Annotated in this window: 24 protein-coding genes; 5 read left to right on the top strand and 19 right to left on the bottom strand. The window is 52.0% G+C overall.

From position 1 onward, the window contains the following. Window positions 1–64 precede the first annotated feature (64 nt). From BLV87_RS19490 to BLV87_RS15730, 3 genes are all read right to left on the bottom strand, one after another. On the bottom strand, window positions 65–238 hold the full coding sequence (locus BLV87_RS19490; protein ID WP_175517799.1) for a hypothetical protein: 174 nt from the start codon (window positions 236–238) through the stop codon (window positions 65–67). A 177-nt stretch (window positions 239–415) separates the two neighbouring features. Next, the gene (locus BLV87_RS15735) at window positions 416–982 is read right to left on the bottom strand and encodes a Uma2 family endonuclease (RefSeq protein WP_093070194.1); all 567 of its coding nucleotides are present in this window, start codon (window positions 980–982) and stop codon (window positions 416–418) included. 167 nt (window positions 983–1,149) lie between these two features. After that, a complete protein-coding gene (locus tag BLV87_RS15730; RefSeq protein ID WP_093070192.1) occupies window positions 1,150–2,736 on the bottom strand; it encodes a substrate-binding domain-containing protein in 1,587 nt (528 codons plus the stop codon). Window positions 2,737–2,911: 175 nt separating this feature from the next. On the opposite strand from BLV87_RS15730, the gene BLV87_RS15725 reads away from it, so the two are divergent. After that, window positions 2,912–3,559 carry a YjgN family protein gene (locus BLV87_RS15725; protein ID WP_093070190.1) on the top strand — a complete coding sequence of 216 codons (648 nt, stop codon included), beginning with the start codon at window positions 2,912–2,914 and terminating at the stop codon, window positions 3,557–3,559. 114 nt (window positions 3,560–3,673) lie between these two features. On the opposite strand, the gene BLV87_RS15720 is transcribed toward BLV87_RS15725, so the two are convergent. From BLV87_RS15720 to BLV87_RS15700, 5 genes are all read right to left on the bottom strand, one after another. Beyond that, window positions 3,674–4,267 carry an SMI1/KNR4 family protein gene (locus tag BLV87_RS15720; protein ID WP_093070188.1) on the bottom strand — a complete coding sequence of 198 codons (594 nt, stop codon included), beginning with the start codon at window positions 4,265–4,267 and terminating at the stop codon, window positions 3,674–3,676. 77 nt (window positions 4,268–4,344) lie between these two features. Continuing rightward, entirely contained in the window at window positions 4,345–4,584 is a 240-nt protein-coding gene (locus BLV87_RS15715; RefSeq protein ID WP_175517971.1) for a DUF433 domain-containing protein, read from the bottom strand. 100 nt (window positions 4,585–4,684) lie between these two features. Continuing rightward, on the bottom strand, window positions 4,685–8,896 hold the full coding sequence (locus BLV87_RS15710; RefSeq protein ID WP_245707055.1) for an nSTAND1 domain-containing NTPase: 4,212 nt from the start codon (window positions 8,894–8,896) through the stop codon (window positions 4,685–4,687). A gap of 31 nt (window positions 8,897–8,927) precedes the next feature. Next, window positions 8,928–9,266, bottom strand: coding sequence for an nSTAND1 domain-containing NTPase (locus tag BLV87_RS15705; protein WP_093070186.1), 339 nt, complete (start codon window positions 9,264–9,266; stop codon window positions 8,928–8,930). Next, window positions 9,263–10,624, bottom strand: a complete 1,362-nt coding sequence (locus tag BLV87_RS15700; protein WP_093070185.1) for a toll/interleukin-1 receptor domain-containing protein — start codon at window positions 10,622–10,624, stop codon at window positions 9,263–9,265. The genes BLV87_RS15705 and BLV87_RS15700 overlap by 4 nt, the downstream gene beginning before the upstream one ends. Before the next feature lie 259 nt (window positions 10,625–10,883). Here BLV87_RS15700 and BLV87_RS15695 point away from each other — a divergent pair, with 259 nt between their 5' ends. Next, complete coding sequence (locus BLV87_RS15695) at window positions 10,884–11,210, top strand: 3-keto-disaccharide hydrolase (protein ID WP_093070183.1); 327 nt, start codon at window positions 10,884–10,886, stop codon at window positions 11,208–11,210. Window position 11,211: 1 nt separating this feature from the next. On the opposite strand, the gene BLV87_RS15690 is transcribed toward BLV87_RS15695, so the two are convergent. Both BLV87_RS15690 and BLV87_RS15685 read right to left on the bottom strand, forming a co-directional pair. After that, complete coding sequence (locus BLV87_RS15690; RefSeq protein WP_093070181.1) at window positions 11,212–11,535, bottom strand: LysM peptidoglycan-binding domain-containing protein; 324 nt, start codon at window positions 11,533–11,535, stop codon at window positions 11,212–11,214. Then, window positions 11,532–11,813, bottom strand: a complete 282-nt coding sequence (locus BLV87_RS15685) for a hypothetical protein (RefSeq protein WP_093070180.1) — start codon at window positions 11,811–11,813, stop codon at window positions 11,532–11,534. The genes BLV87_RS15690 and BLV87_RS15685 overlap by 4 nt, the downstream gene beginning before the upstream one ends. A 270-nt stretch (window positions 11,814–12,083) precedes the next feature. Between BLV87_RS15685 and BLV87_RS15680 the strand changes: the two genes are divergently transcribed. Both BLV87_RS15680 and grxD read left to right on the top strand, forming a co-directional pair. Further along, window positions 12,084–12,341, top strand: a complete 258-nt coding sequence (locus BLV87_RS15680; RefSeq protein ID WP_093070178.1) for an EF-hand domain-containing protein — start codon at window positions 12,084–12,086, stop codon at window positions 12,339–12,341. A 92-nt stretch (window positions 12,342–12,433) separates the two neighbouring features. Next, window positions 12,434–12,778, top strand: a complete 345-nt coding sequence (gene grxD / locus BLV87_RS15675) for a Grx4 family monothiol glutaredoxin (protein ID WP_093070176.1) — start codon at window positions 12,434–12,436, stop codon at window positions 12,776–12,778. A gap of 52 nt (window positions 12,779–12,830) precedes the next feature. Here the strand turns inward: grxD and BLV87_RS15670 are convergent, their stop codons facing one another. The 7 genes from BLV87_RS15670 to carA all read right to left on the bottom strand — a co-directional run bounded on the left by BLV87_RS15670 (window position 12,831) and on the right by carA (window position 19,842). Next, on the bottom strand, window positions 12,831–13,271 hold the full coding sequence (locus tag BLV87_RS15670) for a DUF2384 domain-containing protein (RefSeq protein ID WP_093070175.1): 441 nt from the start codon (window positions 13,269–13,271) through the stop codon (window positions 12,831–12,833). 2 nt (window positions 13,272–13,273) lie between these two features. Next, a complete protein-coding gene (locus BLV87_RS15665; protein ID WP_093070173.1) occupies window positions 13,274–13,552 on the bottom strand; it encodes a segregation and condensation protein A in 279 nt (92 codons plus the stop codon). 92 nt (window positions 13,553–13,644) lie between these two features. Beyond that, entirely contained in the window at window positions 13,645–14,385 is a 741-nt protein-coding gene (locus tag BLV87_RS15660) for an adenosylcobinamide-GDP ribazoletransferase (RefSeq protein ID WP_093070172.1), read from the bottom strand. Continuing rightward, a complete protein-coding gene (gene cobC / locus BLV87_RS15655) occupies window positions 14,382–14,990 on the bottom strand; it encodes an alpha-ribazole phosphatase family protein (RefSeq protein ID WP_093070170.1) in 609 nt (202 codons plus the stop codon). Before cobC ends, BLV87_RS15660 begins: the two co-directional genes overlap by 4 nt. Next, a complete protein-coding gene (gene greA / locus BLV87_RS15650; protein ID WP_093070168.1) occupies window positions 14,990–15,475 on the bottom strand; it encodes a transcription elongation factor GreA in 486 nt (161 codons plus the stop codon). The genes cobC and greA overlap by 1 nt, the downstream gene beginning before the upstream one ends. Before the next feature lie 4 nt (window positions 15,476–15,479). Further along, the gene (carB, locus tag BLV87_RS15645; protein ID WP_093070167.1) at window positions 15,480–18,710 is read right to left on the bottom strand and encodes a carbamoyl-phosphate synthase large subunit; all 3,231 of its coding nucleotides are present in this window, start codon (window positions 18,708–18,710) and stop codon (window positions 15,480–15,482) included. Then, window positions 18,703–19,842 (bottom strand): glutamine-hydrolyzing carbamoyl-phosphate synthase small subunit, encoded by a 1,140-nt coding sequence (gene carA, locus BLV87_RS15640; RefSeq protein WP_093070165.1) that lies wholly within the window; start codon window positions 19,840–19,842, stop codon window positions 18,703–18,705. The genes carB and carA overlap by 8 nt, the downstream gene beginning before the upstream one ends. 252 nt (window positions 19,843–20,094) lie before the next feature. On the opposite strand from carA, the gene BLV87_RS15635 reads away from it, so the two are divergent. Beyond that, window positions 20,095–21,111, top strand: coding sequence for a polysaccharide biosynthesis tyrosine autokinase (locus BLV87_RS15635; RefSeq protein WP_093070163.1), 1,017 nt, complete (start codon window positions 20,095–20,097; stop codon window positions 21,109–21,111). A gap of 9 nt (window positions 21,112–21,120) precedes the next feature. Here BLV87_RS15635 and dnaE read toward each other — a convergent pair whose 3' ends face one another. Together dnaE and BLV87_RS15625 are read right to left on the bottom strand one after the other, a co-directional pair. After that, window positions 21,121–24,651 carry a DNA polymerase III subunit alpha gene (gene dnaE / locus BLV87_RS15630; protein WP_093070161.1) on the bottom strand — a complete coding sequence of 1,177 codons (3,531 nt, stop codon included), beginning with the start codon at window positions 24,649–24,651 and terminating at the stop codon, window positions 21,121–21,123. Continuing rightward, the gene (locus tag BLV87_RS15625) at window positions 24,648–25,004 is read right to left on the bottom strand and encodes a nucleotide pyrophosphohydrolase (protein WP_093070160.1); all 357 of its coding nucleotides are present in this window, start codon (window positions 25,002–25,004) and stop codon (window positions 24,648–24,650) included. The genes dnaE and BLV87_RS15625 overlap by 4 nt, the downstream gene beginning before the upstream one ends. Window positions 25,005–25,056 lie beyond the last annotated feature (52 nt).

Here is a 25,056-nt window from a genome sequence, read left to right as displayed (position 1 = left end):
TGGGTAAAACGTTTGTCCAGTCCCTGTGGACTAATGGGGAGCTGTTGGAAGGCGGCTGTCCGACTTAATCCATCCAATGTGCTGGCAGGATTGCCCATCCAGCCAAACACCAAGCTGCGGATGAAGTTCGAGCCGCTGAGTTTGCGCTGGCGTTGAATGAAGCCGCTTTTTTTGCTAACGCGTCCGCTTTTTCATACAAGATGGCTTGCAATGCGGTGGCTACTTTTGTCAGTATCAATGCGCGGTCTCCTTGTCGAAGTCGATCTATTCGGTGTGCAAAACTAATAGCCTACCAGAGAGGGAGACCGCTTTCGCGGGTTAAAGTTGATGCGTATAGTGATCGCCTAAGAAGACCCTCACCCCCTAGCCCCCTCTCCCTCCCTTCGGCTACGCTCAGGGAACGGTAGAGGGGGGATTACTCCCCAAACACATACCCAAAATCCAACACCTGCCCCGCAAACGGCGGTATCACCAACTGACTGCAAGCCGCTGCATCATGGCATTCCACCGAAAACGCCACGCGGTAATGCCCGTTATCCAGCTCATACGCAATCAGGGTTTTGTCTTCCGGCGAAATCAGCCAGTAATGCGGCACTTGGTATGCCTGTAAACGCAGCAATTGGGTAAAAGTATCTTTGCGTTCATGCCCCGGCGAGGTGATTTCGCAAACCCAGTCGGGCAAAATGTCCATCACGCCCGTCGGTCGATTGGGAACACGTTCCTTACGCCACCCCGCCAGATCGTGCGTCGGGCAATGGTGTTCTGCATAACGCACGCTGATTTCACTCATGATCCACCAGCCGCCATCCCTGCCCTTACGCGACAACGGTAAGAACTGCCCCGACAACCCCGCTTGCGCCAAGGCATGTTCGGAACGCGCCATCGGGCGCTTGACGATTTCGCCGTTAATTAACTCGATGCGCTGATCTTGCTGATTTGCCAGCAATAAATCATCGACGGTTTTGAGTTTGAGAGCTTCCATGATGCGGTACTCGTGGATAGTGTGTTAAGGCGAGTGTAGCACAGCACTTTCAGGAAGAACCTCACGCAAGAAATCAGCCGTGCTGGATAAGCAAGGATAACCGAGATTAAGAATACCCGGCACATTCTGCTAATCCTTAAAACCTATCAACTTGGACATGACATGCTTCAGTTACGGTTGTGAAAAACTTCTACCCGTCGGCTCTCACCTTGGGGCTGCGGGTATTCAGACCCCAAGCCCGCAATATACTGAACCTTTAACTGGTATTTGTCTTCCAGTAAGCGCTGCACCCATTCAGCTCGCGCAATCGACAAACCCCGGTTATACAAGGGATTACCCGCACTATCACTGTGACCAAACACCACTACCGGTTGGCTGCGCTCTGCCGCTGACAAATGCTGCACCCAAGCATCCAAGGCGTTTATCTGATCGTTATCAGGCGCATCGCCACCTGATGCAAACGCGATGCTATGAGCCGGTGGTTTCGCCTGATATTCCTGATAGGTGGGTACATTCCCTTTAAAATCTCGCTCAATCACCCGCCCACACGCCCCAGCAGTCGGGCAATTATCCGAGGTAGCCAAAAAACCGGTTGCCGTCACAAAATCCTGCCATTCGCTGGATTCGATACTGTCCAACAGGAAATTCGCAATGCGGGTATTCAACGCAACATCAGCCCCCACGGTGCGCGAACCGTATAAGTAAATGGAGCGCACCGTTTCAGGGTCAGTTAGCCCCTGCCGAATGCTATCACGCGACGGGGCGGGGTAAGACTGCCCCGCACGCTCAATGCCAAGCGCCTTGACATTCGGGTTACGGCTTAAAAACGAAACACTGGCATACCCAATCGCTTGTGCATTGCGGGCAACAGCATTAATCATTTCCACATTAGAAGCCACTTTACTGCCCTGAATTCCCCCCGGTAATTGCAAATAATCACTTAAATCTTGAGTTGTTCCCGATTTTTCACGGGTAAACACCTGCCATTGTGACATTGCCTGCCCGCTGAAAATCTTCTGCAAATCGTTGTAAGGCAAGCTATTAACTGGATTATTACGGTTCACAATAATGGTGACGGCATCCCGCCCGATTTTAGCCACACGCGGTGGATTCACTTGCCCATTCAAACCCTGCAAGTCATGGCTACCGGAAATCATTGCAATATCCGCATACCCCGTTTCCCACGCCTCGCGTCCTTTACCTGAGCCAACTGCATCCACAATAAAGCGCACCGCATCCAACTCTTTGAATACCGGATCAGGGCGGCTGTCTAAGGGAACTCCGGTAAAATCGGCATCAATCTGAATACTTTCCCCACCAGTCGCACCAATAGCCGTCACTGACGTGGTAACGCGCACCGGGTTATTTCGCGCTAATAACGCCTGTAAATATTGCGGGATCAGGTATTCGCCCAAGGTAGTCGACCCCACCAAGCGCACCGTGGTGCGGGGTTCAAACGCATTCGGGAAACGCAGAGGCATCAGCACCAGATATAACAACCACGCCATCCCCAACACCAAGCCTGCCAATGCCAACCAGTGCCGTAACCGAGCACGCTTAAGCGGGTCTTCTTCACGCGACTGGGCATAAAACCAGAACAGCCCGGTGGTAAACAACAGCACCGCAATACCTAACGCAGCATCCACCGGGTTATACAGAAACCAATCCCAATGCAGATACCCAGTCAGCGCCGCTAAAATTGACACCCCACCGCCTTGTAAGGGGAGAAACAGCCTATCTTTTAGAGTCGCCATACCAAGTTCCAATGGATGAGGTTTATAGTCCCTGTATTTTATATCCCTCAACCCCTCCTGTGATCTATTTCATCAAAGTATCATCAAATTTAGTCATCGGCTTAACCCGTATGGATGAATATTGACGTACCTCCACAGTATCAAAAACTCAATTATTGTAAGGAGAGCGGCGCGTATGTCTGCAATGGAAAAACAACTGAACTTTACGTTCACAGGCTCAAACAGCGAATATTTTAAAATTTGGCTAGTCAACACACTGCTTACTGTATTAACACTGGGAATTTACTCGGCATGGGCAACGGTACGTACCAAACGCTACTTTTACGGGAATACTTGGCTGGATGGAGCCAATTTCGAATATCATGCCACCCCACTGCAAATTCTGCCGGGGCGCATCCTCGTTCTCCTAATGCTTGGCATTTATTTACTGTCAGCGCAATTTTTCCCACCGGGAACTTATATCATGCTAATAATCATAGCGGTGGTATTACCCTGGGCAATCTGGCGTGGTTTGCAATTTAACGCCAATGTCAGCAGCTACCGGAATATACGCTTCAGGTTTAATGGCACGCCCAGCCATGCGTATTGGCTGCTGTTACTGTTGCCGATGCTGCTCTTGGGCATTGTTACCCTAGGATTTATGCTCAGTGGTAATTTGCCAAACTGGGACAGTTACATAGCATTTCAAACCACGCCTGATGAAGCCAGCGCAGCCGGGGCATTACAGGAAGCCATGCTACCACTCTTCGTATTGGGCAGCAGTGCATACGTGATTGCAGCACTATTTTTTCCGTATTGGCAAACATTGTATAACCGTTACTGACTAGACCAACACAGTTACGGTCAGGCAAAATTTCAATCCTTCCTCGCAGCAGGGGATTTCTACGTAATTTACTTGAAATGGTGTAACAGTTCAGCCCTCAAAACTCAATCAGACTTAATTTCGTTTAAGAGCATCTATAAAATGTAATCCTTTATAATCCAAGCTACCATCATAATCGCTTAATTGAGTTTCTTTGTCGAAAACCAAACTCTTCAAAGAATCAAGAAAATCCCCAATACTGCTAGAAAATACATACTTAACATCCTCATCTCTCCCAAAATTTATAATTTGTCCACTGATTCCTTTTGGACCAGGATCAAAATCAAGACCAATAAAATTCCCTCCAGCATCATCCATTAAGGGTAGCCATTTTTTATTAGCATAAATATCTTGAATATGACCAAGCGGTTTAGATTCACAAAAATCAGTTAGATCGTTATAGCCTAGATTCACAGTTTCTTCCCAACGATCTAACTCACTAATAACGGATTCTAGGGTTAAAAAATGCAATCCAAAAAAGAATCCAGGTGATTCCCAAACTTCGCCATCATTTTGAAGATAAATTTCTTTATACTCCATTGGCAATGCAACACCCAATCTACTTTCAAGCTCAACCAGTTTCTCTGGATCAACACCGCTGTTTAGATACTGACCAAGTTCTGGACTTTTTTGAATGATTGCTTGCTTTAGCTCTTTCCACTTCGTCATAAGTCACCTGATTTCACATTAACAGTTCAACATACTGCACATAAACGTTTAGTCCGCAGCTAAAATCAAGAGCTCTGTCACTTACAGCAGTCACGCTGATCCATCAGGCGGCTGGCAAACGCAAGGCACGCGGGAATATCTTCGGCTTCCAAGGATGGGTGTTGGCGCAAAATCTCGCTGACGCTTTCCCCTGCACTCAAGTAATCTAATATCGTATGTACCGTAATCCGTTTACCACGGATGGTTGGTTTGCCATTACACACATCAGGGTCAATGCTTACCCTGACGTAAAGGTAGCTCACCTTTTCCAATGTCATGTTTCGCACTCCTGCTATCTGATACCAAAATTGTAACACAACCGAAGTGAGGGAATCGCTTGCGGGGCAAGCTCCTACGCCGGAGTTTGGTTCAGGTTACTTATTTCTCCAGATACGGGGTTAAGGTTGAGAACTCGGCTTTTTTGCTGATCACATCGGCGAAGGCTTTGAGCAGAGCCACATCGGGATGACCGGCTTTTTCGGCTTGGGCGATATTGCTGGAAAAACCCCAGCCATCACTACGCGCACCTTTTTCCAATAAAGCGATCAGCTTATCTTTGGCGTAGGGGTATTTGTCGGGGAAATGGGCGAGGCGGTAGAACCACAACTCCAGCAGCAGGGCTACCTCAAATCTCTCGGCATGATAGGCAAAAGACTGGTTGATCAGGTTGTGACCTTCTTCCAGTTTGCCTTGAGCCAGCATGACTTGGGCAAAATTACCCAGAATAGGAGGATAATCAGGCACTACTTTTGCTAGTTGTCGGTGATACTTCTCTGCTTTCACATAGTCTTTTTTGATTTTTTGCAAGAGAACGGTATAACGCCACAATGCATCAAAGTGTTTAGGGTCAAGTTTCAAAGCCTGCTCCAGTCTTTTCTCTGCCGCAACATAGTTTTCCCGATCATATTCAAACGCCGCAAAAGCAGCAAACGCATCGGCACTTTGCGGATTTTTCTTGATGGCTTCCTGATGACGTTGCTCTTCTTGCAACAGGCTGGCGGCATCCGGGGCGACGGGTGCTGTGGGTGGCGGTGGCTCGGCATTGGCTGGCTCCTCCGCCGAATAATCCTTGATCTTCCCCAAATTATACAACGCCAGCTTCCCCGACGTGAGCGGCACGGCAATCCAGCAACCCGTCGGCGTACAACGGAAATCGAAGTCCCAAGCGGGAACAGGAGGCATTGCCTGACTCGGCAAACGCAAACGGAACAGTTCGCTTTGCGTGTCCAAATCCCACAGCCGCACGGTTGCATCAGCTCCCATCGTTGCCAGTTGGCGGCTGTCCGGGCTGAAAATGGCTTTGTACACCGTACTTTCATGCCCGTTCAGGGGCAGGGGTGTGCCAGTGCCGCTGGTGGGGTAGACGCTGACAGTGTATTCGCGCCCCACACTGGCGAATTGCTGACCATCCGGGCTGATGCTTGCCCACATCAATACATCTGATGCCTGAAATTCAGTTTCATTTCTTTCCAGCGATTGTCCATTGACGCTCCAAAACTTGAGTTTCCCATCGACACCAGAACTAATCAGCAATTTACCCGTAGAATCGAATCCAACAGCACTAACTTGGGAATCATGCGCTTCCAACAACTGCGGCGTCCCCTCACCCACCAGATCAAACAAGCCGATACGCCCGTCATAGCTGGCAGTGGCGAGTTGGGAATCGTCAGGGGAGAAGGCGACAGCATGGACAACATCCTTATGCTCACTCAAGGTCTTTTCCAGTCGCAGGGAAAAACCGTCACCCTCATGGACTGACCAGATTTTCACAACACCATCTATCCCGGCTGACGCAAGACGCGAACCGTCACTATTGAAAGTCAGTCTCATCACCCTTTTATGTTCACCTGACAACTCATGTAAAAGCTGATAATTTTCTGAATCAAAAAGATTTATTTTTCCGTCTGCATAACCAACAACAAAGATTCTATCATCTGGAGAAATAGCAGCAGAAGCAGGTTCATCAGGCAACCCCACCAACCATTGCCCCGGCAACTCCCCGCCCCAGCGTTTCACCGTGCCATCATTGCTGGCACTGTACAGCAACACGCTTGCTTGCTCCTGCCACAATGCCAAACCCGTCACTGCCGCCGTATGCCCTTGCAGGATGCGCCGGGTAATGCCGGTTGCCACATCCCACAGGCGGATGGTGTTGTCGCTACTGGCAGAAGCCAGCAGCCCGTCAGGCAGGAATTGCAAGCCAAACACCATGTTCTGGTGGCCTTTGAGCCGCCGCAATGCTTGCCCGCTGGCAGCATCCCACAGGATGATGCTCTGGTCAGCACTGGAACTTGCCAAGGTTTGCCCATCCGCACTGAATGCCACCCCTTGCGCAAAACCATTATGCCCCGCCAACACCTGCAAACTGCTGCCTTTGCCCCAATCCCACAAACGCACGGTATTGTCATAAGACGCACTGGCAAGCCGCTCCCCATCCGGGCTGAAAGCCAAACCCCAACCAGTAGCAATCATTCGGCTATGCCCTTCCAACACCCGCAACAACTTCGGCGAAGTGTCTTTCTCTTTCTCCTCCCCGCTATCCCACAACCGAATCTTGCCATCATCATGCCCACTCGCCAGCACCTTGCCATCCGGGGTCAACGCCAGTGCATTCACAGCACCACCGTCAACCTGCCACTGCTGCAACACCTTGGCGGCTTGCCCCGCCTGCGGCAATGCCCAGCGGATAATCTGCCCATCCTCACCGCCGGAAAACAGCCAAGGTTGGGTAGGGTGGAAAACAATATCGAATACCACACCCGCTTGCCCCTGAGAACCATCATGCCCCTCCAGCTTCTGCACCAGCTTGCCGCTGGCACGTTCAAACAATGCCACCGTGCCGCGCTCGCCGGAAGCTGCCAGCCAATGCCCGTCCGGGCTGATGGCAATATCGCCAACCAATACAGGCAAACGCTTGTCGCCATCCTGCAAGGTGTCTTGCTCCTCCCCGCCCATAATGGCGGTATAGCCCGCCAGCAGGTCGCGGGCATGGCGGCGCGGCGCGGGGATGTCCGCATCCAGCGAGCGGGTGCTGTCCAGCTTGGTGGCAGTCGCCGCGAAATCTTCCACCTTGGTCAGCAGTGAGGCGTGGGTCAGGGTGGAGTCAAACAGGCTTTCGGTACGTGCCTGCTCAGTCTTGCGCACCTGCTCCGTCTGTTGCTCGGCACGGTTACGCTCAACCGCCCCCCACACCGCCAAGCCTGCCGCAATCAGCAACCCCACCAACGACAACCCAAACCGTCGCCGCGCCTGCGTCAGTTCCGCCTTGCGCCGCGCTTCCTCTGCCTCGCGGACACGCTGTTCCTCGGCTTCACTCTCACTGAGGAACTGCATTGCTAGGGTGAAATTGTGGTGCTCCGAACCATTCCCCCCCATCCCCAGCCCTTCCCCCGCAAGGGGGGCAGGGAGCGAAGAGGAAGACGCAGCAGTGGTAGAAGGGAGTGCCTCTTGTTCCTTCCCCCCTTGCGGGGGAAGGTTAGGATGGGGGGAAGAGGCGGCATTCACCGCAGGCGCATACCTCCCCGCCCAAGCCCCATTCGGCTGCGTCTTCTCCCGCCATTCCCGCGCCACCGCCAAATCCGTCCCACGCCACAACTCGCCACGCCCACCCGCATGACGCTGCGCCCCCTCCAGCAGCCGCAAATACATCGCTGCCTTGTCGCCTTCCGCCGCCACCCAGCCTTGCAGCCGCTGCCACTGGCGGATCAGGCTCTCATGGCTAATATCCAGCACCGTATCCGCCGTCAATGCCACTTGCGGTGGCGGCATCAGGAAATTGCGCCCCGGCTGGCGGAAGGTATCGACAATGCGCGTCAAGGTCGGCAACTCTGCCCCGGTCATATCCAGCAACGCCTGCACCTTGAGCGGACGGCGGATGTCCTGCCCATCCTTGCTGCGTTCGGTGAGGGCGCGGAACATGGTTTCAGCAACCGCTTGCCCGTCAGCATCCAGTTCCTGCCAAGCCTGTTCCGCGTGGTCATTCAATGCCCCGCGCAAGCCCCTCAAGCCCCGGTATTCGTCGAGCGTGAGGATTTTATCCGCATCGTTTTCCCACAGCCGCATCAGCGCGTGCTGCAACAGCGGCAACTGGTCGGGGTCATTGCCCGCCTCATTCAACAGATGGTTTGCCAGCGCGTCTTCCACCGACCCGCCAAACAATTGCGCAGGCAAGCTAATCGCATCGCGCAACTGTTCCCGCGACAAACGCGGCGTGAGGTACAGCCCGGCGTTGATCGCCTCCGGCAAGCCGTGGAATTCCGCCGCCGCCCCCAAAAAGTCGGAACGCATGGTGATAACCACGTACACATCCGGGTGGGTGCAAGCCTCCAGCAACAGCGCGACGAATGCCGCCGCCTGATTCTCCTCCTGCTCACGGAAGCGGAACATTTCCTCAAACTGGTCAACCATCAGCAACAAACGTGTGCCTGTGGGTAGCGGCGCGTGGGTGAGGATTTCGTGCAGGCTGCGGGAGCCACGGCGTAACTCTGCCGCTAAGGCTGCTGGCGCAGCCTTCCCCCCCTTCCCCAACCCTTCCCCCGCAAGGGGGGCAGGGAGCGAAGAGGAAGACACCGCGTCGGTAGAAGGGAGCACCTCTTGTTCCTTCCCCCCTTGCGGGGGAAGGTTAGGATGGGGGGGGATTCTCCCAGTTTCCCGCAAACACCTTATCCGCCAACAACCCTTCCGCCAGCCGCACAAACGGCTGATCACCGGGGCGCATTTCGGCAATCGCCCAGCGCGAACCGACTTCGCCCATGTAGCCTTTTTCCAGCCCCGGCAATAACCCGGCTTTCACCAGCGACGATTTGCCGCTGCCGGATGCGCCCAGCACCGCAAGGAAATGGTGTTGTTTGAGCCGTGCCAGCAAATCATCAACCTGTTGCTGCCGCCCAAAGAAAATGCGCGATTCATAGCGTTCAAACGCCCGCAAACCGGGGTATGGCTGGAGTTTAGGGCGGCTCATGCTTCCACCTCCGCCAGAAACTGCTCAAGACAGTGTTGGTCGAAATCACCCTGGCACACCAACGGTTTCACACCAGGCGGGATGAAATACAACTCTTCCGCATCATCACCCTGACACAGCAGGATCGGCGGTTTGGTGTCACGCTGCAAGGTCTGCACCTTGGCTTCCGACAAGTAATCTTCCACCAGTTCGGCGGGGGCTTTTTGGTACACCAGCAGCAATACATCACAGCACTGGTAGCCGCGTTGAATGCTTTTACGGATGCGCTCCGGCTCGCCCTGATAGCGTGGCAAAGCAATACCGTAACCACGTCTCTGCAAGTTTTTCGCCACCCCCCTTGCCCGTTCAAAGTCATCCTGACTGGCGTGGACAAACACCATCTGCTCCCCGTTCACTTTGGGCGTTTCGTCATCGGGTGGTTTAGGCTTCGGCAAAACCGCTTCGCGCACCATGCGGATAAAATCGGATAAGGGCGCGGCAATCACAGTCTTGCCCTCCAGCAACTGCCGCTGTTCTTCCGGCACATGCCCGCCAGAATAATCCAACTTAGGGTCACGCCATTGCAGGATGGGCTTTTTCGCCGCATCGGCAATGAAATGCTGATCACAAGGAACGCCCATCGTGTAGTTTGCATCCAGCAATTGCACAAAATGCGAACATTGCGCTAACAGTGCTTCCATTTCGGCAACTTTATGCGAATTAGCACGGGGCAGCGCTTCAATACCGAACTGGCGCAATTCACTGATCACACTTTGACGCTGGCTGTAGAGCGAATCATTGACCGGCGCGACATACACCGTGGCTTTGGGCGCGTCGACGGGTTCGGCTGTACTGGCTTGCAGCAATTTGATCGCATTGGCAAGATCGTGCGACAAATCCACCAGCCGTTCGTAATAAGCACTGTCCGTAGCTTGCGGCACGGGGTAGCCCAATTGCCGCACCCGGTCTTTGTCCGTCACGCGCCAAAACGGGTAATTGAGCAAATCCTGAATAATCGGCGGCTTGTGATCCTGCTGAAAACGTTCCAGCTCGACCACGAAAATGCGCCCGTTGACATCCGGGTGGCTTTGCAAGAACAGTTCCAATTCCTTTTGACACCAAGGCGAAGCCAACCAGCCGGTGGAAAACAAGATCAGCAAGGTGCGGGCGTGCCTCACCTGCTGCTCAATTTCCGGAGTGACTGCTGTATTGCCCTGCAAGCGGAAATCCTTCCAGAAATGGTAATTGTCCTTGCGACCCATACGGCGGTTTAACTCGCCGCGCAAATCGTTGGTGAAATGCGTAATCCAACCCTGTTGCTGATTGGCAACCGGCTGATCATCCACATGCGCGAAGCTGACGAAAATATCTGGCGGCACAGTCGGGATTCCTGTTGCGAGGTTATGAAACACACCCACAGGGAATATAACGTAAATGCAGTGGGTTGTTAATCAGCAGGAACAGACCCTTAATTCCCCCTACTCCCCAAACACATACCCCAGCTTCAATGCGCTGCGCTATCAGCACAATCTGGAGTAAACTTTGCATTAGCCTACGCAATACAGGAACAAAACATGACATGCTGCAATACCCAATACCTCCTCACCGTGGGATTACTTGCTATCAGCCTAAGCGGATGTGCCACACATAATCCTGCGTTGCCAGCAGCCGGACACGATCACGGATGAAAACTGCTACGAAGCCAATATCTTTGACCAACGCCCTGACCCGACTTATGGCACTGGCGCAATCGTCAAAGTTGCCAAAGCCCCCAACCCGATGCCCAAAGCCGGGGGCAAATGGAACACCTACGACATCACCGCCAAAGGTTCCCGCCTGACGCTGGTGTTGAACGGCGTAAAAACGGTGGAAGTGGATGATGCCCGCCTCCAGAGTGGCCGGATTGCCCTCCAGTGGGCGAGTGGTGTCATCAAATTCAGAAAAGTCGAGATTCGCCCGCTGTAAGCTACCACGCCACACACAAAACTTGATTAGCTTTTAGCTGCGGATCGTCAGCCGCAAGCCCTGAAACACGCCGCGCTTGCCGCAGCCATTGGTGCTTTTCCTCGTATCCGGCATAGCGGGTAGCTATCGCCCACTGTGTTTCACCCGGCCCGACGACATGCCATTGTTGACAACTTACAGAAGCGTTGACTGGAGCACTCGACTGCTGCTTATAAGGGACTCCTCCCAACGTCACCCCAACGCTGATGACTGGCACGGTTTCGCAAACGCCTATAAACCACAACATCAACACAGCACCTGCAAGCAGCATAAATGTCTTGGTCATGCATCATCCCGAAGGTCGGCTGGAATTTTGGGTCTTAAACCTTTCTCCAAACGTTGACGCGCTTCATTGACATACCTATCAGCTTCATATTTTGCAGGGAAATCGGCTGCATCATAAGCCTTGATATGAATATGATGCATAATACCGTTGATGAAGCCTTCTCGCTGACCAGCAATATGCCCAGATAGGTACACCATAATCACTAGCCCGAAACCAATCACTAGCAACAACAGCACATCAATATTATCAATCAACCAAGTTAATAGATCACAACACATACCAATAGCCCCGTCGTCCTGAACAAGCTATGACAGACCCCGCTACCGTACTGACCAAACCCTTATTATTTGCCTAACGTTAATTATAATTATGAATAGAAAATGAATCTGTGCAAACATTTTATACCCATAAACTTGATCTTACAGGGATGTAACGGCTTAAAATCAATTCAAGGATGCCTCACCGGTTCATCTTACGTTGTCTTAATACTATTATTCTGATGCGACGGCACAACAATCAACCACTCATAAACCAAACAGGGCTACAACATGAAACGTATTATTTTTCAAACACTCACGGCTGCTTTATTAACCGTAACCAGTGCTGCTGACGCCAGCACCGATCCCGATTTCAAACGCCTCGACACCAACGGTGATGGGTTAATCGCATGGGCTGAATACGCCGCTAAAAAACCCAAATCCGGTAAAATCGACCCGCGCCGCATTTTTGATAACGTGGACACCAATCGCGATGGCTATATTGATCCGGTCGAATTTGAAGCCATGAAACAACGCCGCAAACACTGAAACACGCCTATTCCTCATGGAATCTGACGTTTATTTATTTCAGCCAACAGGTAGAATGTAATCATCATCTATCAATAACGAGGATTACCTGAATGAGCGCACTAGACCGTATCGACCAAGCCGTTAAAAGCAACCCTGTCATTATTTTCATGAAAGGCACGCCGCAAATGCCGCAATGTGGTTTTTCCAGCCGCGCATCCCAAGCCTTGATGGCCTGTGGCGAAGAATTTGCTTACGTGAATGTATTGGGCGACCCTGAAATTTTCCAAGACTTGCCACAATACGCTAACTGGCCGACGTTCCCACAGGTTTACATCAACGGTGAACTGATTGGTGGTTGCGACATTACGCTGGAAATGTACCAAAACGGTGAATTGCAGAAAATGGTCAAAGAAGCAGTAAAACCAGACGCTGCAACTGAAGGCGATGCAGCGTAAGCAAAGTCATGAGGGCGGGCTTGATGCTTCAAGCCCTGCCCTAGCGTAGCGTTCAAGCAGCCGCTGCTTTTTTCTTCTCTTCAGCAGCGGCATGTAAAGCGTCATTGATTGCATAGCCGTAAGCACAATCGACTTCAATACGGACTTTCATCAAGCCATCCACCCCTTCTGTCAACATCACCGCTAACGGATCACGACGCTGGAAACGGCGGTGTGGCTTGCTTAACCACATGACACGCATTTGACTGCTGAACGGGAAGGTTGTGCGTAACGCATCGGCAATGCCAACGATGTGATCAATACGATCCATCATGTCGGGCGTTTGCGGAAAAGTCTTATCACCTTGGCGGTACTGTTGCAAATGACGTGGACGGACTTCTTCATCCAAACCCAAAATCATCAACATCTGTTCCGCGCTGATCTTCCACTCATCCATGTGGTTGATCACGGCTCGCGTCAACGCACCCATTTCTTCGGCTGAAAAGGTTTGCATGGTTAATCCCTCTTTTTCAGGCCAGCAATCGATACCACTTTGGGGGTACTGACTTCATCAATAAAATGGGGGCGCTCTTCGCTCACCCCAGCAGCTTGTGCCAATTCACGCTCACGTGCCGCAATCAGATCGAAGCATTTTTTCACGTCTTCCACCGTCGCATCAGACAATGGATAACGAGTCGCAGCATCGGAAGGTGTTAAATCACGGATAATGCCGCCGAGGGTTTTACGCATCGCCATCAAGATGCGTCTTTCTGTGGAGAACTGTTCTTCTGACATGATTAATATGGCCTGCCTTTAAAGCTGCAAAATAACAACATTATATTAACACTTACGCCAATACCATACCACTAAGGTGGGGATTAGTCGCCTCAAGCGGCCACTGCCGCCACAAACAAGCCAATAGCTTCCAATAACACAATACTCGCACCAATCGACTCCCAAGTGAGCCCACCACACGTCTGTTTCATACGCAATCGAATCAGCAATAGCAATACAAACAACGCTAACAAGGGCATACCTGCCACCAACGCAACTGGCAAAGCCAACAATAACCAAAGGAAAAGCGCTACATACGGAAATTCGACTCGAAACTCATGTGCAAGAGACTCCCCAGGGGCACTTGGCGTAAAACCAATCAGAGCAGCTACTAACAGCCGTGCTGCAATCGGTGCCAACATGATATACGGCCACAACTTGTATTCAATCAACACCGAAAGCGCAGAAAACTTAACCATCATAATCAGTGCCATCACCCCCATAACACCGAAATGTGGCGCGGGCAAAAACTTGCCACCTTGTTCATCCTCTTCTGTTGTACCGCACCCGCCAAACAGCCATACATTAATGCTGCGAGCCAATGCATCCAGATGATGTAATTCGCTGATAAATAACCAAGCCGTTAGCAAAATGACCGAAGCCAACATAGGTTCAATACTTTCCAACTTCCAAGCGGTGAGAGCAAGAATCCCCCCCATTAATGCCCCAACCACCGGAAACCAAATCAAACCCCGTCCTTTTTCTTCAGCAGAAAAATCCGTAATTGGTGGGGCTGGTAATAACGTCAATACGCGCACTGCCACCTGCAAAGAACGGAAAACTGCGGTGATCATCCGCAACCGTGCGCCAATAAACTAACCCATTCACCACTGCGATCACGCAGCACCCGTAAGCGCGTCAATGCACCGTATTCGATATTGAGCGCCAACAAACGCTCATCCGACATCTGCAACACATGTGCCAGAATCACGCGAATCACCCCAGCGTGCGTAACAACCAACACCCGCTCACCCCGGTAGGCACGCCCCAGATCCATCCATGCATCCAAGACACGTGCACGAAACTCACCAAATCCTTCCCCTCCCGGCGGCGATGCCTGTGCAGGATTCACCCACCATTCTGCCAACTGCTCAGGATGAGTGGTCATCACCTCTTGTGGAGTACAGCCTTCCCACTCACCAAAATGAATTTCCCGCAAGCGTTCATCCCGTACCAATGGTAAATCATACTTTTGGGAAAACCATTCCGCAAAGGCAGCACACTGCATCCGGGGTGAAGTAATTACAGCATCCCAATCAGCCCCCGACCGTCCGAAGGCTTGCTTAAGCTGCTTCCAACCCAACTTGCTAAGCGGAGTTTCAAGTTCGCCACAGAACACATCTCCGGCTTCTACCGCACCGTGTTGCAACAAACCGATATGAGTAAAATTATTAGCCACTACTGATAAGTAACTGCAACAATTTCATATTCACGCACGCCGCCCGGCGCTTGCACCACCGCAACATCGCCCTCTTCCTTGCCAATCATGGCGCGAGCAATCGGTGAGGATACTGCAACACGGTTATGCTTAATGTCAGCTTCGATGTCACCTACAATTTGATACGTAATGGTTTCGCCACTTTCAACTTCTTCAAGCTCCACAGTTGCCCCGAAAACCACTTTACCGGGGTTCATTGCACCCACGGCTACCACATCAATCACTTGCGCCATCGACAAGGTACTTTCCAGTTCCTTAATACGCCCTTCGCAGAAACTTTGCTGCTCACGTGCTGCATGGTATTCGGCATTTTCTTTCAAATCGCCGTGTTCCCGCGCTGTCGCAATCGCCTGAATAATTTGCGGACGTTCTTCGGTTTTCAAACGCTGCAATTCAGCCTTCAAACGCTCCGAACCCTTCAATGTTAGCGGTGGTCTAGTACTCATCGCTTCAAACCCCTTGTTCTGTTATTTCCTGATGTAAATCTTGCAAGCAATAAACCTGCTCACTGTCAGTGTAGGCCATCGCTTTGCACAATGCCCGCGCACCCTCAATCGTGGTGGTGTAGGTGATTTTGTGCTGCAAGGCTTCGCGGCGAATCTCGAAAGAGTCGCGGGTGGACTGTTCACCTTCGGTCGTGTTTACGATCAGGTCGATTTCCTCATTCTTAATCATATCGACGATATTAGGGCGGCCTTCGCGCATCTTGTTGACGATTTCACAAGTTACACCGACGTTCTGCAATTCACGTGCCGTACCACGGGTAGCCACGATCCTGAAACCCTGCCCTACCAACATTTCGCCCACTTCTTTCAAATGGCGGCGGTCTGCTTCGCGCACACTGATGAACGCCACGCCAGACGTTGGGTAAACTTCACCCGCTGCGTATTGCGCTTTCCCGAAGGCTTCGGCAAACGTCCTGCCCACACCCATGACCTCGCCCGTCGATTTCATTTCCGGGCTGAGGATAGGGTCAACGCCGGGGAATTTGATGAACGGAAATACCGCTTCTTTCACCGCGTAGTAGGACGGGATGATTTCGTTCAACGCATTTTGCGACGCTAAACTTTGGCCAGCCATGCAACGTGCCGCGACTTTTGCCAGCGGACGACCAATCGCTTTGGACACGAATGGCACGGTACGTGAAGCACGCGGGTTCACTTCCAGCACGTATACGTCGTCACCTTTGATCGCAAATTGCGCGTTCATCAAGCCGATAACGTTGAGTGCTTTGCCCATGCGCACCATTTGCTCGCGCAATTGATCCTGGATGTCAGCACGCAACGAGTATGGTGGCAAGGAACACGCCGAGTCACCGGAGTGGATACCCGCCTGTTCAATGTGCTGCATAATCCCGCCAATCAGCACAGTTTCACCGTCGCAAATCGCGTCCACGTCCACTTCAATCGCATCATCCAGATAACGGTCGAGCAATACCGGCGAATCGTTGGACACGGATACTGCCGTAGTCATGTAACGGCGCAATTCGTTTTCGTGATAAACGATTTCCATTGCCCGCCCACCCAATACGTAAGACGGACGCACCACCAATGGGTAGCCGATTTCGTCCGCCAAGCGTACCGCTTCGTCAATGCTTCTGGCGGTGCGGTTCGGCGGCTGCTTCAAGCCGAGTTTGTGGATCAATTGTTGGAAACGTTCGCGGTCTTCCGCCAGGTCGATGGAATCGGGCGAGGTGCCGATAATCGGTGCGCCCAGGGCTTCCAGATCACGTGCCAGTTTCAGCGGGGTTTGCCCACCGTATTGCACGATCACGCCGTAAGGTTTTTCCAGATCGACGATTTCCATCACGTCTTCGAGCGTCAGCGGCTCGAAATACAGACGGTCGGAGGTGTCGTAGTCGGTGGAAACCGTTTCCGGGTTGCAGTTGACCATGATGGTTTCAAAGCCATCATCGCGCAACGCCAATGCGGCATGGACGCAGCAGTAGTCGAACTCGATGCCTTGCCCGATACGGTTGGGGCCGCCGCCTAATACCATGATTTTCTTACGGTCGGTGGGGTTGGATTCGCACTCTTCTTCGTAAGTGGAATACATGTACGCGGTGTTGGTGGCAAATTCCGCCGCGCAGGTATCCACACGCTTATACACGGGGCGCACATTGAGTTTGTGACGTGCGGCACGTACCGTTTTCTCGGTTTCATGCAATAAAGTAGCCAAGCGCTTATCAGAGAAACCTTTGCGCTTGAGTACCCGCATTTCATCAGCCGTGATGCTGTTGAGCAAACGCTCTTTCAAGCTGTTTTCAATGTCAACCAGCTCTTTCAATTGCACCAAGAACCAAGGGTCAATGCTGGTTTGCGCGAACAATTCTTCGATGCTCAGACCCAAGCGGAAGGCATCCGCCACGTACAAAATCCGTTCGGAACTGGCTTCGGTCAGTTGACGGCGCAAGGTGTCTTTCGCATCCGGGTCTTGTGGATCAATACGTTCACTCAAACCGTCGATACCGGTTTCCAAACCGCGCAGGGCTTTCTGGAACGACTCTTGGAAGGTGCGTCCCATTGCCATGACTTCGCCCACAGACTTCATTTGCGTGGTCAAACGCGAGTCAGCTTGCGGGAATTTCTCGAAGGTGAAACGTGGAATTTTGGTCACTACGTAGTCGATGGATGGCTCGAACGACGCTGGGGTTGCCCCGCCGGTAATCTCGTTGCGCAATTCATCCAGGGTGTAGCCGACCGCCAGTTTCGCCGCAACTTTGGCAATCGGGAAGCCGGTCGCTTTGGATGCCAAGGCTGAAGAGCGTGATACACGCGGGTTCATTTCGATCACGATAATGCGCCCGTTGTTCGGGTTGACCGAGAACTGGACGTTGGAACCGCCGGTGTCGACGCCGATCTTGCGCAATACGGCAATCGAAGCATTCCGCAGTAACTGGTATTCCTTGTCAGTCAGGGTTTGCGCCGGGGCTACCGTGATCGAGTCGCCCGTGTGGATCCCCATCGGGTCAAGGTTTTCAATGGAACAGATAATGATGCAGTTGTCGTTGCGGTCACGCACGACTTCCATTTCATATTCTTTCCAGCCGAGCAGGGATTCTTCCAGCAACACTTCAGTGGTCGGCGACATATCCAAGCCACGCGCCACGATGGTTTCAAATTCCTGCTTGTTGTAAGCGATACCGCCGCCGCTGCCACCCATCGTGAAGGAGGGGCGAATCACGATTGGGAAACCCAATTCAGCCTGTACCGCGCGGGCATCTTCCATGCTGTGGGCAATGCCGGAACGCGCCGATTCCAAACCGATTTCATCCATCGCCACGCGGAATTTCTGGCGGTCTTCTGCCATGTCGATGGAGACTTCGTTCGCGCCAATCATGTCCACGCCGAACTTGTCCAGTACACCCTGACGGGAAAGGTCGAGCGCACAGTTGAGCGCAGTTTGCCCCCCCATGGTTGGCAATAGCGCATCAGGGCGTTCTTTTTCAATAATCTTGGCAACCGTTTCCCAGCGGATCGGCTCGATGTAAATCGCATCCGCCATGTTCGGGTCGGTCATAATGGTCGCGGGGTTGGAGTTGACCAGAATGACGCGGTAGCCTTCCTCACGCAACGCCTTACACGCTTGCGCCCCGGAATAGTCAAATTCGCACGCCTGACCGATAATGATCGGGCCTGCACCAATAATCAGAATGCTTTTAATGTCAGTGCGTTTAGGCATGTGCAGCTCTCATCATCTCAATGAAACGGTCGAATACAGGGGCTACGTCGTGCGGGCCGGGGCTGGCTTCGGGGTGTCCCTGGAAACTCAGTGCGGGGCAGTCGGTGCGTTCGATGCCTTGCAGCGTGCCATCAAACAGTGAGCGGTGCGTGGCACGCACGTTGGCGGGCAGCGTGGTTTCATCCACCGCGAAACCGTGGTTTTGGCTGCTGATCATCACGCGCTTGTTGTCCAAATCTTGCACCGGATGGTTTGCGCCGTGATGCCCGAATTTCATTTTGACGGTTTTCGCGCCGCTGGCAAGACCGAGCAATTGATGACCGAGGCAGATACCGAAGGTAGGCACTTTTTGCTCCAATACTTCGCGGATGGCGGTAATCGCGTAATCGCACGGTTCTGGGTCGCCGGGGCCGTTGGAGAGGAATACGCCATCGGGTTTCATTGCCAATACGTCTGCCGCAGGGGTTTGCGCAGGCACGACAGTAACGCGACAACCACGATCCACCAACATGCGCAGGATATTGGTTTTGATGCCGTAATCGTAAGCGACGATATTGAATTCAGCCGTTGTTGCAGTGGAAGGGCGTGGGGTGGCGGGGTTTAATTGCCAACTGCCTTCTGTCCACACATAGCTGGACTTGACGGTGACTTCTTTCGCCAAATCCATACCTTTCAAGCCGGGGAAGGAACGTGCTGCGTCCAGTGCTACGTCTACAGAAAGGTTTTCACCTGCCATGACGCAGCCACGCTGTGCGCCTTTTTCACGCAAAATGCGCGTCAAACGGCGCGTGTCGATGTCGGCAATCGCGACAACGTTATTGCGGGCTAAATAGTCTGGCAGGGATTCTTCCGCACGCCAGCTACTGTAAACCGCAGGCACATCGCGCACGATCAAGCCAGCCGCGTGGACTTGGGTAGATTCGCAATCTTCCTGATTGACACCGACATTACCAATGTGGGGATAAGTCAGCGTGACGATTTGGCGTGAATACGACGGGTCAGTCAGGATTTCCTGATAACCTGTCAGTGCAGTATTAAAGACCACTTCACCCGTGGTTTGGCCATCACAGCCGATGGAACGCCCGTGGAAAACACTCCCGTCTTCCAGCACCAGCAGTGCTTGCTTGTTCAAAAGAACCTCCGAAGTCTACATACGAAACGGGATGAGGCGTGGCTCATCCCGTGAAATTAGTAGGATGGCATTTTACTCTCTGCCCGACAGAGTGTCCATGTGCGGTTTCACTGAAACTTAATGGTCGTGGACTGATCTATTGTATAAAGCACGATGAATTACGTTTATTTATGCAGATTCTCAAACATGCAAATCATATTTTTTTATGTATAATAAAACAATCCAAGGGCTAAAATAGGAAATCAGGGGACAATGAACACGCCAAACGTATTGCCCAAACGGCAGACTACATTCTCAGCAGAAGGGGGATTTGTGCAAGTACCGACATTTCATACCGGAGGTACTTCGTTAGGGGACGAGCTGCACAAATTACGTATTATTGCTAAGCGCCGCGAAAAAACATTATTGAGCGTTTATCTTGGTGTGTTCCTCTTTGCGCTTTTCATCAGCGAAGCCTTACAACCTAATCTAGTCCGCAATTTCATTCTAAGTTTTATTTTAGGTTTGTGTGCTGGCATCATTGCCGCCTTTATCCGCGAAGGAACGGATGCCGTTATCAAAACATCTGAAACACTCTCAAGAGTGCTACCGCTTCCCTTGCTAGGCATTGCACCCGCCATCCGTAAAAAAGCGGGGAGTTATGCTTTTCAAAGCGCCAACCACCCAGATTCACATGTAGCGGCAGCATTTCGTTCTCTACGCAACAACTTTTTAGTCATTACTCACCAGAAACGCCCTAAAATTATTAATATCACCAGTACTGATGCCAGTGAAGGCAAAAGCAGCACCAGTATTAATCTAGCCACAACGTTTGCCCAATCAGGCGCAAATGTCTTATTGATTGATGCTGACCTACGCCGTCCTACGTTACACAAACATTTCGGCGTGGATAATATCAAAGGATTAGGTAATTATTTGGCAGGTCTGGCTGAACTGGAAGGTTTGATTCGCCCCACGTTTATTCCTGAATTGCATATTATTTCTTCTGGCCCTATTACCCCGCACTCAGTTGAACTGCTATCCAGTGAACGCATGACACAACTTATTAATTATGCGGAACAAAACAACTCCCGCTTTGACGTGATCATTATTGACTCGCCCCCCGTGATGGGAATGGCGGATGCATTACTCATCAGTAATCGCGTCCATGCAACGTTGTTGGTCGTGGCGTGCAATCAAACCCGTCGCCGCCCATTACATGCGGCATTTGAACGCTTGAAGCAGGCACGAACCAATATGGTCGGCGTCATACTAACCAAAGCACGTTAACAACCTGAGTTAAAACACTAAACTCACGTTTTCTCTACCCAACACCTGCCGCAGATCACGCAACCCAGCGTCATCTAGCTGCACTGTCCACTGCCCTGCCAAGCGCATTTCCGCTTGTGCTTGGGTATTGCGGTATTCAACCGCAATTGGGAACGTGCCAGCAACCTCAGCAGGCTTCAAATATTGCCGTAACACCGGTAAAATTCCTTGTTGTATCTGTTGCTCCTCTAGCCGCAACACCAGCTTGCGTAAGAAATTCTCCCGTATCGAACGCATATCATGGACTTTTTCCACCCTCAAACGTGTTTTACCGGTGCGTTGATCGGTATCGAGCGAGCCTTCCAATACAATACAAGCTTCTTTTTCCAGTAAATGTCCATATTGGGTAAATGTGTCAGTAAAAATCATCACCTCATAATAAGCAGTATTATCGTCAAGCTGCACAAAAGCGCGTTTACCATTGTCAGTATATTGAGTACGCACGCTGGCCACCAAACCAGCTAACATCACCGGCTCACGACGGTACTTAGTGCTGTCGTCTTCGGCAATATCGACCAGTTTTTTGCGACTGCCTAAACCGGCAATTTCTGACTGGTATTCATCGAGTGGATGCCCCGTCAGGTATAAACCCAGCGTTTCTTTTTCCAAACGCAAACGTTCTTTTTCAGGAAACTCCTCACGGCCGGGCATGGTCGCCTCTGGTGTCGATTCCGCCACGCCACCTCCAAACAGCCCCCCGAATAAATCGGTTTGACCCGTACCTTGATTGCGGTTGTATTGTTCTGCCATGCGCATGGCTTCGGGCAAGTATTCAAGCATGGCGCGGCGCGTCCCGCCCAAGCTGTCGAAAGCGCCTGATTTGATCAGGGTTTCCAGCACACGACGATTGACCTTTTGTGTGCCAGCACGTTTGCAGAGATCCGCCAGTGATTGGAACGCCCCGTTTTTATTGCGCTGTTCCACCAACACACTCAAGGCGGCTTCACCCGCGCCTTTCACTGCCCCCAATCCATAAATAATACGGTTTTGATCATCCACCGTGAATTGGTATTCGGAGCGGTTAATGTCCGGCGGCAATACCTGCAACCCAAGCTGGCGGCAATCATCCAGCAACGTCACCACTTTTTCGGTGTTATCCATATCCGCCGACATAACCGCAGCCATGAATGCGGCGGGGTGATGGGCTTTTAGCCATGCGGTTTGGAAGGCGACGAGGGCGTAGGCGGCTGAATGGGACTTGTTGAAACCATATTCCGCGAATTTCTCCATTAAATCAAATATATAGCCAGCTTGATTTTCATCGACGTTATTGTTACGCGCCCCCTCCATGAAAATGGAACGTTGTTTTGCCATCTCCTCCGGTTTCTTTTTACCCATTGCACGGCGCAACATATCCGCTCCACCCAGCGTGTACTGAGCAAGCACTTGCGCAATCTGCATAACCTGTTCTTGATAAACGATAACGCCGTAGGTCGGCTTGAGAATTTGCTCTAGGCTCGGATGCGGGTATTCGACCTTAGCAATGCCTTTTTTGCGATTGATGAAATCATCCACCATCCCCGATTGCAGCGGGCCGGGGCGGAACAATGCCACCAATGCCACCACATCCTCAAACACATCCGGTTGCAAGCGGCGGATCAGGTCTTTCATGCCGCGTGATTCAAGCTGGAATACAGCGGTGGTTTTTTGCGCCTTGAGCAAATCAAACGAGGCTTTGTCATCCAGCGGAATGCGGTTAATGTCAACCGGCGGCAAGCCTTTCGCCGCTTGCTGGCGGTTAATGGTCTGCAACGCCCAGTCGATAATGGTGAGGTTGCGCAAGCCCAAAAAGTCGAACTTGACCAGCCCGATGTCTTCCACGTCGTTTTTATCGAATTGTGACACCACGCCTTCGCCGTTTTCTTCGCAGCAAATCGCAGTAAAATCGGTCAAATCGGTCGGGGAAATCAACACACCACCCGCGTGTTTACCGGTGTTACGCGACAAGCCCTCTAAAGAAATCGCCAAATCCAGCAACGACTTAACTTCTTCATCCTTGTTATACAAGTCGATCAGATCGGGGGATACCAATTCGGAATCTTTTTCGGACTTGGGGGTACGCCCCAGCGCGTCTTCCAAGGTGATACCGATGGTGAACGGAATCAGTTTGGCAATCCGATCCACAAACCCGTAAGGATGCCCCAGCACCCGCCCCACATCGCGCACCACCGCTTTCGCTGCCATTGATCCGTAAGTGATGATTTGCGAAACCTGATTACGCCCGTAAGTTCTGGCAACATAATCAATCACTTTGTCGCGGTTATCCATGCAAAAGTCGATGTCGAAGTCAGGCATGGACACGCGCTCAGGGTTGAGAAAGCGTTCAAACAGCAAGTCGTAAGCCAGCGGGTCAAGGTCGGTGATTTTCAACGCATACGCCACCAATGAACCCGCACCGGAACCCCGCCCCGGGCCGACCGGAATACCGTTATCCTTTGCCCACTGGATGAAATCCGCAACGATCAAGAAGTAGCCGGGGAACCCCATTTTATTGATTACGCCGAGTTCAATTTTCAAACGTTCGTCGTAAACCTTGCGCTTTTCTGCAAATTCTGGCGTACCACGCGGGTATTTGTCGCCGAACAGGAAATCGAGGCGTTCTTCCAACCCCTTCTCACTGACTTTGCAAAAATACTCCGCTTCGGTCATGCCCTCAGGAATCGGGAATTGTGGCAGGTAATTTTTGCCCAAGGTCAGCGACACATTGCAGCGTTTGGCGATTTCGACGGTGTTACTGATCGCGCTGGGAATGTCGGCGAACAGTTCCGCCATTTCGTCGCCCGTGCGCAAATATTGCTGCGGGCTGTAACGTTTGGGGCGTTTGGGGTCAGCCAACACGTAGCCGTCACGGATGCAGACCCGCGCTTCATGGGAAGCAAAATCGGATTCGGCAATGAAACGCACGTCGTTGGTGGCGACCACGGGGATGTCGTGCGCCAGAGCAAGGTCGATGGCGGCGTGGATGTAGTCTTCTTCGCCATCGCGTCCGGTGCGTTGCAGCTCTAAATAATAGCGGTCGGGAAAAGTTTCCAGCCATTCTTGCAGGCGTTTCTCAGCAAGTTCTTGATTGCCGGAGAGCATCGCTTGCCCGACATCGCCGTCGCGTCCGCCGGAGAGCATGATTACGCCTTCGCTGAATTCTTTGATCCACTCGCGTTGCACACGCGGCACGCCCAGTACCTGCCCTTGTTGGTAAGCGCGGGATACGAGTTTGGTGAGGTTGCGGTAGCCGGTATTGTTTTGACACAGCAAAATCGTGTGGAATAAGGTATCCGTGCCCTGTTCATCTGCCAGCAACAGGTCGAGGCCGAAGATGGGTTTGATGCCTGCGCCCATTGCGGCTTTGTAGAATTTTACCAAGCCGAAAAAGTTGTTTTGGTCGGTAATGGCGAGGGCGGGCAAGTCTTTACCAGCCGCGACTTTCATCAGTGGTTTGATGCGGATGGTGCTATCAACCAACGAATATTCGGTGTGGAGGCGTAGGTGGACAAATGGGGTCATGCTTCGTCTCCTGCCCGCAATTCGGTATATTTCTTCGCCGACCCTTTCGCCAATTCCACTGGATATTTACGCCGATTTTGCACCATCTTCTCCCGCACCGCCGCTTCCAAATCAATCCCCAAATCCGCACACAAATACGTCAGGTAGGTTGCCACATCCGCCACTTCATCACGCAACTGCGGCATGACTTTATCCAACGCAGCACCCCGGCGATCTTCCCACTGAAACAGTTCCAGCACTTCGCCCGCCTCTAGGGAAAGCGAAATCGCAAGGTTGCGCGGGGTGTGGAACTGCGCCCAATCACGCTCGGCGCGGAAGTGCATGAGTTCATCCACAAGGTCTTTCGGCAGCATGGTAATGTCCTGTTGAATCCAATAAGCATTATAATCCCCGAATTAGAACCTG

Origin of the sequence: Thiothrix caldifontis (assembly GCF_900107695.1) — a bacterium.
GTDB classification, from domain to species: domain Bacteria; phylum Pseudomonadota; class Gammaproteobacteria; order Thiotrichales; family Thiotrichaceae; genus Thiothrix; species Thiothrix caldifontis.
Note: the sequence above shows the minus strand (reverse complement) of the source record. Positions and strands in the feature narration are given on the sequence as shown.

Bases quoted from the DNA above. Each gene is read 5' to 3' on its own strand.
- BLV87_RS15635 (WP_093070163.1), top strand. From the start codon at position 20,095: ATGAACACGCCAAACGTATTGCCCAAACGGCAGACTACATTCTCAGCA.
- BLV87_RS15735 (WP_093070194.1), bottom strand. From the start codon at position 982: ATGGAAGCTCTCAAACTCAAAACCGTCGATGATTTATTGCTGGCAAAT.
- BLV87_RS15665 (WP_093070173.1), bottom strand. From the start codon at position 13,552: ATGTCAGAAGAACAGTTCTCCACAGAAAGACGCATCTTGATGGCGATG.
- grxD (WP_093070176.1), top strand. From the start codon at position 12,434: ATGAGCGCACTAGACCGTATCGACCAAGCCGTTAAAAGCAACCCTGTC.
- BLV87_RS15715 (WP_175517971.1), bottom strand. From the start codon at position 4,584: ATGACATTGGAAAAGGTGAGCTACCTTTACGTCAGGGTAAGCATTGAC.
- greA (WP_093070168.1), bottom strand. From the start codon at position 15,475: ATGAGTACTAGACCACCGCTAACATTGAAGGGTTCGGAGCGTTTGAAG.
- BLV87_RS15670 (WP_093070175.1), bottom strand. From the start codon at position 13,271: ATGCAAACCTTTTCAGCCGAAGAAATGGGTGCGTTGACGCGAGCCGTG.
- BLV87_RS15705 (WP_093070186.1), bottom strand. From the start codon at position 9,266: ATGAGCCGCCCTAAACTCCAGCCATACCCCGGTTTGCGGGCGTTTGAA.
- BLV87_RS15685 (WP_093070180.1), bottom strand. From the start codon at position 11,813: ATGTGTTGTGATCTATTAACTTGGTTGATTGATAATATTGATGTGCTG.
- BLV87_RS15730 (WP_093070192.1), bottom strand. From the start codon at position 2,736: ATGGCGACTCTAAAAGATAGGCTGTTTCTCCCCTTACAAGGCGGTGGG.
- carB (WP_093070167.1), bottom strand. From the start codon at position 18,710: ATGCCTAAACGCACTGACATTAAAAGCATTCTGATTATTGGTGCAGGC.
- BLV87_RS15725 (WP_093070190.1), top strand. From the start codon at position 2,912: ATGTCTGCAATGGAAAAACAACTGAACTTTACGTTCACAGGCTCAAAC.
- dnaE (WP_093070161.1), bottom strand. From the start codon at position 24,651: ATGACCCCATTTGTCCACCTACGCCTCCACACCGAATATTCGTTGGTT.
- BLV87_RS15680 (WP_093070178.1), top strand. From the start codon at position 12,084: ATGAAACGTATTATTTTTCAAACACTCACGGCTGCTTTATTAACCGTA.
- BLV87_RS15690 (WP_093070181.1), bottom strand. From the start codon at position 11,535: ATGACCAAGACATTTATGCTGCTTGCAGGTGCTGTGTTGATGTTGTGG.
- BLV87_RS15660 (WP_093070172.1), bottom strand. From the start codon at position 14,385: ATGATCACCGCAGTTTTCCGTTCTTTGCAGGTGGCAGTGCGCGTATTG.
- BLV87_RS15625 (WP_093070160.1), bottom strand. From the start codon at position 25,004: ATGCTGCCGAAAGACCTTGTGGATGAACTCATGCACTTCCGCGCCGAG.
- BLV87_RS15720 (WP_093070188.1), bottom strand. From the start codon at position 4,267: ATGACGAAGTGGAAAGAGCTAAAGCAAGCAATCATTCAAAAAAGTCCA.